Below are 13,857 nucleotides of genomic sequence, written 5' to 3' on the forward strand. Positions count from 1 at the left end.
GGGGTCGCTGAATCGTGGAGAACCTGATTGCGCTGCTGATCGCGGCGCCCCTGCTCGGAGCGGCCGTCCTCCTGGTCGGCGGCCGCCGGCTGGACGCCGTCGGCCACTGGGTCGGCACACTCCTGTCGACGGCCTCCTTCGTGATCGGCGTGGCCCTCTTCGCCGACCTGCTGGGCCGGAACGCCGAACACCGCACGCTCACCCAGCACCTGTGGACGTGGATCTCCGTCGGCAGCTTCCAGGCGGACGTCACCTTCCGCCTGGACCAGCTGTCCATGACGTTCGTCCTGCTGATCACCGGCGTCGGCTCGCTCATCCACCTGTACTCGGTCGGGTACATGGAGCACGACGAGCGCCGCCGCCGCTTCTTCGGCTACCTGAACCTGTTCCTCGCGGCGATGCTGCTGCTCGTCCTCGCCGACAACTACCTGCTGCTGTACGTCGGCTGGGAAGGCGTCGGCCTCGCCTCCTACCTGCTGATCGGCTTCTGGCAGCACAAGCCCAGCGCGGCCACGGCGGCCAAGAAGGCCTTCCTGGTCAACCGCGTCGGCGACATGGGCCTGTCGATCGCGATCATGCTGATGTTCACGACGTTCGGCACGTTCGCCTTCGGCCCGGTCCTCAGCCACGCCACCGAGGCCTCCGAGGGCAAGCTCACCGCGATCGGCCTGATGCTGCTGCTCGCCGCCTGCGGCAAGTCCGCCCAGGTGCCGCTGCAGTCCTGGCTCGGGGACGCCATGGAGGGCCCGACCCCGGTCTCGGCCCTCATCCACGCGGCGACCATGGTGACCGCGGGCGTGTACCTCATCGTCCGCTCCGGAGCGATCTTCAACGCGGCCCCGGACGCACAGCTCGTCGTCACCGTCGTCGGCGCCGTCACCCTCCTGTTCGGTGCGGTCGTCGGTTGCGCCAAGGACGACATCAAGAAGGCGCTGGCCGGCTCGACCATGTCGCAGATCGGCTACATGGTCCTTGCCGCCGGCCTCGGCCCGATCGGCTACGTCTTCGCGATCATGCACCTGGTGACGCACGGCTTCTTCAAGGCCGGTCTCTTCCTCGGCGCCGGCTCCGTCATGCACGGCATGAACGACGAGGTCGACATGCGCAGGTACGGCGGCCTCCGTAAGTACATGCCGGTCACCTTCGTCACCTTCGGCCTCGGCTACCTCGCCATCATCGGCTTCCCGGGCCTGTCCGGCTTCTTCTCCAAGGACAAGATCATCGAGGCGGCGTTCGCCAAGGGCGGCACCGAGGGCTGGATCCTCGGCACCTGCGCCCTGGTCGGCGCGGCCATCACCGCCTTCTACATGACGCGCGTGATGCTCATGACCTTCTTCGGCGAGAAGCGCTGGCACCCGGACGAGCACGGCCACGAGCCGCACCCGCACGAGTCCCCGAAGGTCATGACCATCCCGATGATCGTCCTGGCGATCGGCTCGGTCTTCGGCGGCGCGTACTTCAGCATCGGCGACCGCTTCCTGCACTGGCTGGAGCCGGTCACCGGCCACAGCGAGGGCGACTCCCCGCTCAGCGCGACCACCGTCACCGGCGCCACCATGGTCTGCCTGGTCGTCGGAGTCGGCATCGCCTACCTCCAGTACGGCCGCCGACCCGTCCCGGCCGTCGCCCCGCGCGGTTCGCTGCTCACCCGCGCGGCCCGCCGCGACCTCCTCCAGGACGACTTCAACCACGTCGTCCTGGTCCGCGGCGGCGAACACCTCACCCGCTCCCTGGTGTACGTCGACCACACCCTGGTCGACGGCGTCGTCAACGGCACGGCGGCGGGCGTCGGCGGACTCTCCGGCCGGCTGCGCAAGCTCCAGAACGGCTACGCGCGCTCGTACGCGGTCTCGATGTTCGGCGGCGCTGCCCTCCTGGTCGCCGCGACCCTGCTGATGAGGGCGGTCTGATACCGATGTCCTTTCCTCTGCTGACAGCGACGGCGGCGCTCCCGGCCGTCGGTGCGATCGCCACGGCCGCCGTACCGGCCGCGCGGCGCACCGCGGCCAAATGGCTGGCCCTGCTGGTCTCGCTCGCCACCCTGGTGCTGGCGATCGTCGTCCTGGTCCGCTTCGACCCGGACGGCGCCCGCTACCAGCTCACCGAATCCCACCCGTGGATCGCGGACTTCGGGGTCAGGTACGAACTCGGCGTCGACGGCATCGCGGTCGTCCTGCTCGCGCTCACCGCCCTGCTGATCCCGTTCATCGTCCTGGCGGGCTGGCACGACGCCGACCCGCTGGAGACCGGCAGCAAGCGGTGGCGGCCCACCCAGGGCTTCTTCGCCCTGATCCTGGCCGTCGAGGCGATGGTGATCATCTCCTTCGAGGCCACCGACGTCTTCCTCTTCTACATCTTCTTCGAAGCCATGCTCATCCCGATGTACTTCCTCATCGGCGGCTTCGGCGACCGCGCCCACGAGCACGGCGAGGAGGCGGCGTCCACGCAACGGTCGTACGCCGCCGTGAAGTTCCTCCTCTACAACCTGGTCGGCGGCCTGATCATGCTGGCCGCCGTGATCGGCCTCTACGTGGTCGCCGGGAACTTCTCCCTCGCCGAGATCGCGCAGGCCCGCGCCAACGGCTCCCTGCACATGGCGACCAGCACCGAACGCTGGCTCTTCCTCGGCTTCTTCTTCGCCTTCGCGGTGAAGGCGCCGCTGTGGCCGCTGCACACCTGGCTGCCCAACGCCATGCAGGAGTCCACCGCCCCCGTCGCCGTCCTCATCACGGCGGTCGTCGACAAGGTGGGCACGTTCGCGATGCTCCGCTTCTGCCTCCAGCTCTTCCCGGAGGCGAGCAAGTGGGCGACCCCGGTCATCCTGGTCCTCGCCCTGATCAGCATCATCTACGGCGCACTGCTCGCCGTGGGACAGCGCGACATCAAGCGCCTGGTCGCCTACGCGTCGATCTCGCACTTCGGCTTCATCGTCCTGGGCATCTTCGCGATGACCAGCCAGGGCCAGTCCGGCGCCACCCTCTACATGGTCAACCACGGCATCTCCACCGCCGCGCTGATGCTGGTCGCCGGCTTCCTGATCTCCCGGCGCGGCTCGCGCCTCATCGCCGACTACGGCGGTGTGCAGAAGGTCGCCCCGGTGCTCGCCGGCACCTTCCTGATCGGCGGCCTGGCGACGCTCTCCCTGCCGGGTCTCGCGCCCTTCGTGAGCGAGTTCCTCGTCCTGGTCGGCACCTTCACGCGCTACCCGGTCATCGGGATCATCGCCACCTTCGGCATCGTCCTCGCCGCGCTCTACACCCTCGTCCTCTACCAGCGGACGATGACGGGCCCGGTGAAGCCGGAGGTCTCCGCGATGCCCGACCTGAAGGCACGCGAACTCGTCGTGGTCGCCCCGCTGATCGTCCTGCTGGTCTTCCTGGGCGTCTACCCGAAGCCCGTCACGGACATCGTCAACCCGGCGGTCAAGCAGACCATGTCGGACGTACACAAGACCGACCCCAAGCCCGAGGTGGAGGCCGCCCGATGAGCGCAGCAGCCGTCCATAGCCTGTGGACAACCGCGGCCGACCCGATCTCGAAGATCGACGCGCCGAAGATCGAATACGGGCAATTGTCGCCCACCCTGATCGTCGTCGGCGCGGCGATCGTCGGAGTCCTCATCGAGGCGTTCGTCCCGCGCAGGTCCCGCTACCTCGCGCAGGTCTTCGTCTCCGCCGTCGCCCTGTGCGCGGCCTTCGCGGCGGTCGTCGCGCTCGCCGCGGACGGATACGGCACCACGAAGGCGCACATCGCCGCCATGGGCGCGATCGCCGTCGACGGCCCCTCCCTGTTCCTCCAGGGCACGATCCTGCTGGCCGGCCTCGTCGGCCTGTTCACCTTCGCCGAACGCCGCCTCGACCCCGCAGCCCACGGCAACCGCGTCGACTCCTTCGCCGCCCAGGCCGCCGCGGTCCCCGGCAGCGACACCGAGAAGGCCGCCGTCAAGGCCGGGTTCACCACCACCGAGGTCTTCCCGCTGCTGCTCTTCGCCGTCGCCGGAATGCTGGTGTTCCCCTCGGCCAACGACCTGCTGACGCTCTTCGTGGCCCTGGAGGTCTTCTCCCTCCCGCTCTACCTGATGTGCGCCCTGGCCCGCCGCAAGCGCCTCATGTCGCAGGAAGCCGCCGTCAAGTACTTCCTGCTCGGCGCCTTCGCCTCCGCGTTCACCCTGTTCGGCATCGCCCTCCTGTACGGCTACGCCGGCTCGGTGTCGTACGCCACCATCGCCCAGGTCGTCGACGGCACCGTCACCAACGTCGACCCCGCCCTCGCGGGCACCATGGGCAACGACGCGCTGCTGCTGCTCGGCACCGCGCTCCTCGTCATGGGCCTGCTCTTCAAGGTCGGCGCGGTGCCCTTCCACATGTGGACCCCCGACGTCTACCAGGGAGCCCCGACCCCGGTCACCGGCTTCATGGCCGCCGCCACCAAGGTCGCCGCCTTCGGCGCGCTGCTGCGCGTCCTGTACGTCGTCCTGCCCGGCCTGCGCTGGGACTGGCGGCCGGTCATGTGGGGCGTCGCGATCATCACCATGCTGGGCGGCGCGATCGTCGCGATCACCCAGACCGACATCAAGCGGCTGCTCGCCTACTCGTCGATCGCGCACGCCGGATTCATCCTCGCGGGTGTCATCGCCACGTCGAAGGACGGCGTGTCCTCCGTCCTCTTCTACCTGGCCGCGTACTCCTTCGTGACCATCGGCGCCTTCGCCGTGGTCACCCTGGTGCGCGACGCGGGCGGCGAGGCCACCCACCTGTCGAAGTGGGCCGGACTCGGCCGCCGGTCGCCGCTGGTCGCGGCCGTCTTCGCCGTCTTCCTGCTCGCCTTCGCGGGCATCCCGCTGACCTCCGGGTTCGCCGGGAAGTTCGCCGTCTTCAAGGCGGCGGCCGAGGGCGGGGCGGCCCCGCTGGTCGTGATCGGTGTGATCTCGTCGGCGATCGCCGCGTTCTTCTACATCCGCGTGATCGTGCTCATGTTCTTCAGCGAGCCGAGGCCCGACGGCCCCACGGTCGCCGTGCCCTCACCGCTGACCATGGCGGCCATCGGCTTCGGCGTGGCTGTCACCCTGGTCCTCGGCGTGGCACCGCAGTACTTCCTGGACCTGGCCGGCCAGGCCGGGCTCTTCGTGCGCTGAGCCCTCCCTTACGGCCGTGGGCCCCGGTTCCTCCCCAGGGAGGAACCGGGGCCCACGCGCGCGTGCGGCTCAGGACCGCGGACAGGCCACCGCGGGGTTCCACGGCGCGAACAGACCGCTCGGATTGTCCTTCCAGATCCAGGCGCGCAGCGTGTACACCGGCCCCGTGACCCCGGGCAGCGTCGTCGGCCCCTGGAACTCCTGCCCGAACAGCGTCGGCGCGGCGGTGCCGCTGACGGCGGGCACGATCCACTCCGCCGCGACCAGGGCACGGCCGCCGCCGGCGGTCTCGTAGAGGAGACCGGCGGGCTCCGCCGGGTCGAGACTGCCGAGGGCGGCGGACCGCACGTAGTGACGGCCCGCGCCTCCCCGGCCGGCCCGGGCGTCGCAGGCGCCGGTGGGCGTGTACCCGTCCGTGACCGCGAACGGCTCGTACCGGTAGTCCGCCGTCGCCGTGTACGCCGGGGTCAGATCCGTCCAGACGAACGGCTCGGCGTCCGGGACGGGAGCGGCGTCGGCGGGAACCACGGCCAGAGCGGCCGGCACGGCCAGCGCCAGAGCGACACCGGCGGTGCGGGACCTGAGAGACATGCTGGTGCTCCTCGGGGCGGAAGAGGCACACGGACGGCGCCTCGGCACAGAGCGGGCCTCCCCGGTCCCGCCTGTGCAGCATGGCCCCCGCCGGTTCCGCCCCGCCACGCGGAGACCGCCGAAGGACTGAGCCTGTGGATAACTCCGACGCTGTCGGTCCGGACCCCTATCGTGGTGACAGTGGTCGAGGGACGACGTACGGGGGGCACGACGATGGGCGGGACGGGCGGGACCGACGAGATGCCAGGGACGACCGAGACACCCGGGGCGCCACAGGCGCACGGACCGGCGGACAGCGAGGCGCTGGCCACGCTGCACCGGGTCTTCGGGTACGACGCCTTCCGGGGCGAACAGGAAGCGATCATCGAGCACGTGGTGGCGGGCGGCGACGCCGTCGTGCTCATGCCCACCGGCGGCGGAAAATCACTCTGCTACCAGATCCCCGCCCTGGTCAGACCAGGTACGGGCATCGTGGTCTCACCCCTCATCGCCCTCATGCAGGACCAGGTGGACGCCCTGCGCGCCCTCGGCGTCAACGCGGGCTTCATCAACTCCACCCAGGACTTCGACGAGCGGCGCGTGGTCGAGGCGCAGTTCCTGTCCGGCGAGCTGGACCTGCTCTACCTGGCCCCCGAGCGGCTCCGCCTGGACTCCACCCTGGACCTGCTCACCCGGGGCAAGATCTCCGTCTTCGCGATCGACGAGGCACACTGCGTCTCCCAGTGGGGCCACGACTTCCGCCCCGACTACCTGGCGCTCTCCCTCCTCGGCGAGCGCTGGCCGGACGTCCCGCGCATCGCGCTCACCGCCACCGCCACCCACGCGACCCACCAGGAGATCGTCCAGCGGCTGCACATGCCGACGGCCCGGCACTTCGTGGCCAGCTTCGACCGGCCCAACATCCAGTACCGGATCATCCCCAAGGCCGACCCGAAGAAGCAGCTGCTCGCCTTCCTCCGCCAGGAGCACGAGGGCGACGCGGGCATCGTCTACTGCCTCTCCCGCAAGTCCGTCGAGTCCACGGCCGAATTCCTGTCCCGCAACGGCGTCACGGCCGTGCCCTACCACGCGGGTCTCGACGCGGGCATCCGCGCGGACCACCAGTCCCGCTTCCTGCGCGAGGACGGCCTGGTCGTCGTCGCCACCATCGCCTTCGGCATGGGCATCGACAAACCCGACGTCCGCTTCGTCGCCCACCTCGACCTGCCCAAGTCCGTCGAGGGCTACTACCAGGAGACCGGCCGCGCCGGCCGCGACGGACTGCCCTCCACCGCCTGGATGGCCTACGGCCTCAACGACGTCATACAGCAGCGCAAGCTCATCCAGTCCGGCGAGGGCGACGAGGCCTTCCGCCGCCGCGCCCAGTCCCACCTCGACTCGATGCTCGCCCTGTGCGAGACCGCCCGGTGCCGGCGCGGACAGCTGCTGAACTACTTCGGCCAGGACCCCGACGCGGCGGGCTGCGGCAACTGCGACACCTGCCTCACCCCGCCCGAGACCTGGGACGGCACCGTCGCCGCCCAGAAGGTCCTGTCCACGGTGGTGCGGCTCCAGCGCGAACGCGGCCAGAAGTTCGGCGCCGTCCAGATCGTCGACATCCTGCTCGGCAAGCGCACCGGCAAGGTCATCCAGTTCGACCACGACCAGCTGTCCGTCTTCGGTATCGGCGCCGACCTCGAAGAGGGCGAGTGGCGCGGCGTCGTACGGCAGCTGCTGGCCCAGGGGCTGCTCGCGGTCGAGGGCGAGTACGGCACGCTCACGCTCACCGAGGCCAGCGGGGCGGTACTGCGACGGGAGCGCGAGGTACCCCTCCGCAAGGAACCGAAGAAGCCGGCGGCCGCACGGACCTCCGGCACCTCGGCGAAGGGCGCGGGCAAGGCCAAGGCGGCAGTGGCGGAGCTGCCCGAGGACCTGCTCCCCGCGTTCGAGGCACTGCGCGCCTGGCGCGCCGAGCAGGCCCGCGAACAGGGTGTCCCGGCGTACGTCATCTTCCACGACGCCACCCTGCGGGAGATCGTCGCCCGCCGGCCCGGGTCGATCGCCGAACTGGGCACGGTCGGCGGCGTCGGCGAGAAGAAGCTGATGACGTACGGCGAGGGCGTGCTCGAAGTGCTGGCCGGCCTGGAGGCCCCGGCCCGGACGCCGCCCCAGCCCGCCGCGCAGCCCCCCGCCCAGGCTCCGGCCCACGCTCCCGCCCCGGCTTCCCCCGCGGCGGGGACCGGGTACGACGACCACTGGCCCGAGATGGACGAGGAGCCGGAGCCGGAGGACTGGATATAAGGCCTGCCGGCGTCGGCGAGGGGCCGGCTCACAGGCCCCTCGCCGCGTACGCCCGCACGTCCGCGTCCGGGTCCGCCGTTGCCGTGGCCAGGGCCGCGCGGGCCTCCTCGACACCGGAGTGCCGGGTCAGGGCGAGGACGGCCGCCTTGCGGACATCGGCGTTCGGGTCGGCAAGGGACCCGGCCAGGGCAGGAACCGCCACGGCGGGGGCGACCGCGCCCAGCGCCCTGGCCGCGCCGACGCGCACCTGCCAGGCCGGGTCGGCCAAGGCGGCCACGGCACGGTCCGCGAGCGGCGGCGGACAGCCGACCCCGGCGAGGGATTCGTAGGCCGCGCCCCGGACCAGCACGTCGGCGTCCCCGACGAGCACGGCGAGCGCGCCCAGGACGCCTTCCGCCTCAAGACGGCCGGCCCCGGCGGCACCCACCGTCCCGAGTGCCCTCGCCACCGTCACCCGCACCTCCCGGGACGGGTCGGCGACAGCGCCGGCCAGGGCGTCGGCGGCGTCCACCGAGACCAGCGCCCGCACCGCCTCGATCCGTACCGCCGGATCGGTGTCGGACAAGGAGGCCGCGAAAACCCGGGCGTCGCCGAGACGCAGCGCCCGCAGCACATCGAGCGCGGCCGCCCGGACGACGGGGTCGGTCACATCGAGCGCGTCCACCAGGGCGTCCCGCAGCGCCGGCTCCGGCGGGAGCGTCTCGACCAGCTCACGCAGCGAGGCCGCGGCCGCCGCACGGACCCCGGCGTCGGGATCGGCCAGCGCACCGGCCAGCACCTGCCCGGTGCCCGCCGGGGCCGTCTCCGTGAGGACCGACACGGCGGTACGGCGCACCGAGGGGTCGGAGTCGGTCAAGTAGGCCCGAAGGGCGGCGAGTCCGGGCTCCTCCTCGGCGAGGGCGAGGAGCTCCAGCAGCCGCGAGGAAGCGGGTTCGGCCCGGCCGTACTCGGCGGGACGTACGGCAGGGGAGGCGGCCACCGGCCCGTTGGCGACCGGCGGCACGTCACGGGCGCCCGCCGTGGCCACGTCCAGGGGACGGACCTCGCCGATCAGCCGGGACGGACCGCCGACCGGGGTGAACTCCTCGACCGGCACCAGATACGGAGCCACGGGACGAGCCGTGAACTCCATCGCACCAGAGGGGGACTTGTGCAGATCGAGATGGTGGAACCAGGCGGCGTCGTCACGCTCGGGGTGGTCGAGCCGGTCGTGGTAGAGACCCCAGCGGGACTCCGTACGAGCCAGGGAGGCACGAGCGGCCATCTCCGCGCAGTCGCGGATGAAGCCCACCTCGGCGCAGCGCATCAGCTCGTGCGGGGTGCGGGCGCCCATGGCGGCGATGTCGTCCCGCATCCGCTCGAAGGACTCCAGGGCGAGGGAGAGCCGCGCCCCGGACTTGGGCGGCGCCACGTAGTCGTTCACGAAGCGGCGCAGCTTGTACTCGACCTGGGGCTGCGGCGGGCCGTCCGGGTTGCGCAGCGGACGGTAGACCAGCTCGTGCGCCTCACGCACCTGGTCGGCCGGCAACTCCCCTTCGTACGCCGTGTACTGGGCGGCGTCCGCGCCCGCGAGATCGCCGAAGACGAACGCGCCGATCATGTAGTTGTGCGGGACGCAGGCCAGGTCACCGGCGGCGTACAGCCGGGGGACGGTCGTACGGGCGTGGTCGTCGACCCTGACCCCGGACGCGGAGTGCCCGCCGCACAGGCCGATCTCGGAGATGTGCATCTCGACGTCATGGGTCCGGTAGTCGTGCCCGCGCCCGGAGTGGAAGGTGCCGCGGGTGGGCCGCTCGGTGGAGTGCAGGATCGACTCCAGAGCGGAGACCGACTCCTCGGGAAGGTGGCTCAGCTTCAGGTAGACGGGGCCGCGGTCGGACGCCACCTCGGCCGCGAACTCGGCCATCATCTGCCCGGACCAGTAGTCGGAGTCGACGAACCGCTCACCGTGCCGGTTGACCTGGTAACCCCCGAACGGGTTGGCGACGTACGCGCACGCGGGCCCGTTGTAGTCCTTGATCAGGGGGTTGATCTGGAAGCACTCGATCCCCGTCAGCTCCGCGCCCGCGTGGTAGGCCATGGCGTAACCGTCACCGGCGTTGGTCGGGTTCTCGTACGTCCCGTACAGGTACCCGGAGGCGGGCAGCCCCAGCCGCCCCGCCGCACCGGTCGCGAGCACCACCGCACCCGCGCGGACGACGACGAAGGCCCCCGTGCGGGTGTTGAACCCCGCCGCACCCACCGCGCGTCCGCCCGCCGTCAGCACCCGCACCGGCATCACCCGGTTCTCGATCCGGATCCGCTCCCGCATCTCACGACGCCGCAACTGCCGGTAAAGGACCTTCTTGACATCCTTTCCTTCCGGCATCGGCAGTACGTACGAACCGGAGCGATGCACCTGGCGGACCGCGTACGCGCCATGCTCGTCCTTCTCGAACTTGACCCCGTACGACTCCAGGCGCTGGACCATGGCGAAGCCGCGCGTCGCCGTCTGCCGGACCGTGGACTGGTCGACGATCCCGTCGTTGGCGCGGGTGATCTCGGCGACGTAGTCGTCGGGCTCGGCGCGGCCCGGGACGACCGCGTTGTTGACGCCGTCCATACCCATGGCGAGCGCGCCGGAGTGACGGACGTGGGCCTTCTCCAGGAGCAGCACGTTCGCACCGCGCTCGGCGGCGGTCAGGGCGGCCATCGTGCCGGCGGTGCCGCCGCCGACGACAAGGACGTCGCAGCTCAGCTCCTCGGCGTCGATGACGGCGGGAATCTCCAGAGGGGCCTGGACGAGGGCGTTCGCGGGGCTGGTCACCGGGCTGCCTTTCAGATGCCGAGCGAGGAGAGGACGGTGCGGCGCAGGGCCACGCGGGCGGGGTCGTCGAGGGCTCCGCGGTCACGCGGACGCGGCATGTCCCGCACGGAAGCCACCCGGCCGGACGCGAGCAGGGCGACCCGTTCGCCGAGGAAGAGTGCCTCGTTCACGTCATGGGTGACGAAGACGACGGTCGCTCCCGAGCCGCGCAACACCTCCACCAGTAGGTCCTGCATGCCGGAACGGGTCTGGGCGTCGAGCGCGCCGAACGGCTCGTCCATCAGCACGGCCCGTGGCGAGCCGGCCAGCGCCCGGGCCAACTGCGCCCGCTGGCGCTGCCCGCCGGACACCCGGTGCGGCAACTGCCCCGCCTGCGCGGCCAGTCCGACCCGGGTCAGCCAGGACTCTGCCTGGGCCCGCCGCTCGGATCGTCCTATGCCCTTGATGGCGAGCGGCAGCTCGACGTTGCCGCGCAGCGTGCGCCAGGGCAGCAGCGCGTCCTCCTGGAAGACCAGCGCCCTGTCGGCCGACGGTCCCGCCACGGGGCTCCCGTCCTGCTCCACCGTCCCGGCCAGCGGTGCCAGCAACCCCGCGAACGTCCTCAGCAGCGTCGACTTGCCGCAGCCCGACGGGCCGACGACCGTCAGCACCTCGCCCGGCCGGACCTCCAGCGACACCTCGTGCAGCACCGGCACGTCCGGCCGGCCCAGTACGGCCGCACCGAGGACCAGCCGGGCCCCGCGCACCGCCCCGGAGCCCGGTGCCGGAACGACCGCCGGGACGGCCACCTCAGACGAAGTGCTCATCGCGCGCCTCCTGACCGGACTCGCCGCCGCCCTGCTGCTGGGCATCGGACTGCTTCTGGGACTCGCCGTCGGTCACCACAGCGACCGGGGCGGCGACGGCGGTCACCGCGGTGCGGGGCCGTCCGCCGGGGACGTACGACGTCCGGGGCAGCCAGCGGGTCAGCCACCGGCCGACCCACTCGACGGCCGTGGAGGTGACCCAGCCGAGCATCCCGATCGTCACCATCCCGACGAACACCCCCGGGTAGTCGACGACCGTGTAGTCCTGCCAGGTGCGGTAACCGACGCCGTACTGACCGGAGATCATCTCGGCGGAGATCACACAGATCCACGACACCCCGATCCCCACCGAAAGACCGCCGAAGATGCCCGGCAGCGCACCCGGCAGCACGACCGACCCGAGCACCCGCCAACGCCCGCCGCCCATGGTCCGCACCGCCTCCTCCCACACGGGGGTGAGGGCGCGTACGGCGTGCCGGGTGGAGACCAGTACGGGGAAGAAGGCGGCGGTGCAGGTGATGAAGACGATGCCCTGCTCGTTGGAGGGGAACAGCAGGATCGCGACGGGCACGAGAGCGATCGCCGGGATCGGCCGGACCACCTCCAGGACCGGGCCGAGCAGGTCCTCGGCGAGACGAGAGCGCGCGATGAGCACACCGGTCGCCACACCCAGGACGGCCGCCAGCGCGAAACCGGTGAGGATGCGGGTGAGGCTGTCGGCCAGATCCGTCCAGTAGTCGGCGCCGGAGACCCGCTCGGCGAAGGTGCGGGCGATGTCGGTGACCGTGGGGAACTGCGAGAAACGCAGCCAGAGGTCGACCTTCAGGCCGGTGAGCAGCTGCCACACCCCGAGGGCGGTGGCCAGCGACACCACCCGTAGGACATGCCGGCTCACGACGCCGCCCGCCGCAGCGCGTCGGCGTAGCTGACGACCTGCGCGCCGGCGTGGGCGTCGACATACGACTGCGCGGTCGCCGGGGTCACGAACGGCAGCAGCCGCTCGCTGTCGGCCACCCACACGGCCTTGTCGGCGAACCAGAGTGTGCCGGTGGTGGCGTCGGGGACGTAGGCGGCGCGGATGCCGTCGCTGTGCGCGGCGACATACGCGAGGAGTTCCCCAGGGGAGCCGAAGGCCTCTGTCTTCTCGCTGCCCTTGGGCCACACCTCGCTCGCCGAGGCCGGCGGGGCGGCGGCGAGCCGCTTGGCGTAGTCGGACCTGCCCAGGGCCTTCTTCACGTACTGGTCGTCGACGAACGAGTCCACGTCCACGTCGCCGGTCAGCTTGGCGGCCTTCAGGACTGACACGTCCTCTTTCAGCGCCGACACCAGCGCGGGCTTGACGGCAGGGTCGAAGGTGGCGATGCCGTGGGCGCCGTTGTAGAGGTAGACGACCTCGGCGGGCAGCCCGGTCGCCTTGGCGACCTTCTCGGCGGCAGCCACCGGGTGGGCGTTGAGGTAGTCGGTGGCCTCGGCCTGGGCCTTGAGGAAGGCTCCCAGCACGGCGGGCCGCCGCTTGGCGAAGTCTTCGCCGGCGGTGACGCCGTGGAACGTGGGGAGATCCAGCTGGGCACCGTCGTACAGCGCCTTCGCCTTGCCCTGGTAGGCCAGCAGCCCCGGCCAGGCCACGAACTGCGACAGCGCGTCCACACTGCCAGCCGACAGGGCCGAAGCACCCACCGCGGGCTGCTGGTTGAGTTTGGAGATGCCCTTGTCCGGGTCGATGCCGGCGCGCTGGAGCGCGCGGACGAGGGTGCCGTCCGCGGCGGAGCCGATGCTCGTCGAGACCTTCCTGCCCTTCAGGTCGGTCAAGGAGGTGAGCTTGGAATCGGGACTCGTTACCACGGTGTTGAGGCCGCCGCGGAGATTGTAGCCGGTGACGGAGACCAGGTGGGTGAGCCGGCCCAGCTGTTTGCCGCGGGCCGCGTTGAGCAGCAGCGGGAAGTCGCCCATGGAGCCGATGTCGATCTTCCCGGCGGTCATCTGGGCGGTGATCGGGGCACCCGTGGCGTAGTCCTGCCAGTCGACCTTGTAGGTGTGGCCGTCGTGCAGGGCGTTGAGCTGCTGCTCGAAGTAGCCGAGGGAACGGAGCAGGGTGCCCGCCGTCACCGTGTTGATGGTCTTGGACTGGTAGCCGATGGTGACGGTGACCGTTTTGCCGTCGCCCGCCTCGGCGGTGCCGCCGCAGGCGGTCAGGGACAGCAGGAGGAGGGCCGCGGACGCGGCGGTCGCGGTGCGTTTCAT

9 protein-coding genes are annotated in these 13,857 nt (G+C 71.3%); 4 read left to right on the plus strand and 5 right to left on the minus strand.

Annotated features, from left to right (window positions below; all coding sequences use genetic code 11):
- Positions 1 to 14 precede the first annotated feature (14 nt).
- From nuoL to nuoN, 3 genes are read left to right on the plus strand one after another with little or no spacing between them, the layout of a single operon-like run.
- Entirely contained in the window at positions 15 to 1,910 is a 1,896-nt protein-coding gene (nuoL, locus tag ACZ619_RS40865; RefSeq protein ID WP_469610556.1) for an NADH-quinone oxidoreductase subunit L, read from the plus strand.
- A 5-nt stretch (positions 1,911 to 1,915) separates the two neighbouring features.
- Complete coding sequence (locus ACZ619_RS40870) at positions 1,916 to 3,487, plus strand: NADH-quinone oxidoreductase subunit M (RefSeq protein ID WP_469610559.1); 1,572 nt, start codon at positions 1,916 to 1,918, stop codon at positions 3,485 to 3,487.
- Complete coding sequence (gene nuoN / locus ACZ619_RS40875) at positions 3,484 to 5,133, plus strand: NADH-quinone oxidoreductase subunit NuoN (protein ID WP_469610560.1); 1,650 nt, start codon at positions 3,484 to 3,486, stop codon at positions 5,131 to 5,133. Before ACZ619_RS40870 ends, nuoN begins: the two co-directional genes overlap by 4 nt.
- A gap of 69 nt (positions 5,134 to 5,202) precedes the next feature.
- On the opposite strand, the gene ACZ619_RS40880 is transcribed toward nuoN, so the two are convergent.
- The gene (locus tag ACZ619_RS40880) at positions 5,203 to 5,724 is read right to left on the minus strand and encodes a hypothetical protein (protein WP_469610563.1); all 522 of its coding nucleotides are present in this window, start codon (positions 5,722 to 5,724) and stop codon (positions 5,203 to 5,205) included.
- Positions 5,725 to 5,937: 213 nt separating this feature from the next.
- Between ACZ619_RS40880 and recQ the strand changes: the two genes are divergently transcribed.
- Positions 5,938 to 8,004, plus strand: coding sequence for a DNA helicase RecQ (recQ, locus tag ACZ619_RS40885; RefSeq protein ID WP_469610613.1), 2,067 nt, complete (start codon positions 5,938 to 5,940; stop codon positions 8,002 to 8,004).
- A 28-nt stretch (positions 8,005 to 8,032) separates the two neighbouring features.
- Here the strand turns inward: recQ and ACZ619_RS40890 are convergent, their stop codons facing one another.
- Genes ACZ619_RS40890 through ACZ619_RS40905 form a run of 4 tightly spaced genes read right to left on the minus strand, consistent with a single transcriptional unit; the run spans position 8,033 to position 13,857 of the window.
- The gene (locus tag ACZ619_RS40890) at positions 8,033 to 10,810 is read right to left on the minus strand and encodes a fumarate reductase/succinate dehydrogenase flavoprotein subunit (protein WP_469610565.1); all 2,778 of its coding nucleotides are present in this window, start codon (positions 10,808 to 10,810) and stop codon (positions 8,033 to 8,035) included.
- 11 nt (positions 10,811 to 10,821) lie between these two features.
- Positions 10,822 to 11,616, minus strand: a complete 795-nt coding sequence (locus tag ACZ619_RS40895) for an ABC transporter ATP-binding protein (RefSeq protein ID WP_469610569.1) — start codon at positions 11,614 to 11,616, stop codon at positions 10,822 to 10,824.
- Positions 11,600 to 12,511: an ABC transporter permease gene (locus ACZ619_RS40900; RefSeq protein WP_469610571.1), complete on the minus strand. Its 912-nt coding sequence runs from the start codon at positions 12,509 to 12,511 to the stop codon at positions 11,600 to 11,602. Before ACZ619_RS40900 ends, ACZ619_RS40895 begins: the two co-directional genes overlap by 17 nt.
- Positions 12,508 to 13,857, minus strand: coding sequence for an ABC transporter substrate-binding protein (locus ACZ619_RS40905; protein WP_469610573.1), 1,350 nt, complete (start codon positions 13,855 to 13,857; stop codon positions 12,508 to 12,510). The genes ACZ619_RS40900 and ACZ619_RS40905 overlap by 4 nt, the downstream gene beginning before the upstream one ends.

This window comes from Streptomyces sp. NPDC104367 (assembly GCF_055583825.1).